Below are 275 nucleotides of genomic sequence, written 5' to 3' on the forward strand. Positions count from 1 at the left end.
ACTGTCACCGGTACTAACGATCTCCCAATTGCCAATGCAGACTCTGGGGCGGTTCAAGAGAACAGCACAGTAACCGTTGATGTATTGGATAACGACACCGATTTAGACGATGGTGCTAAGTTCACTTTAGACAGTGTGAGCTCGGACAAAGGTCTGGTGACTATCGTTAATAACAAACTTGTGTTTGAAGCGACTGGCGAAGATTTTGATCACCTGCCAGTAGGTGTAACAGAGCAAGTCGTGGTGACGTACACCATGAGCGATGAAAGTGGCGA

1 protein-coding gene is annotated in these 275 nt (G+C 47.3%); it reads left to right on the plus strand.

What is annotated here, in order from left to right; genetic code table 11:
• Positions 1-275, plus strand: a 275-nt coding sequence (locus tag AB4486_RS18605) for an Ig-like domain-containing protein (protein WP_372118108.1), incomplete at both ends; no start/stop codon positions are given.

The sequence above is a fragment of the Vibrio sp. 10N.222.55.C6 genome, from assembly GCF_041473395.1.
Lineage (GTDB): Bacteria > Pseudomonadota > Gammaproteobacteria > Enterobacterales > Vibrionaceae > Vibrio > Vibrio crassostreae_C.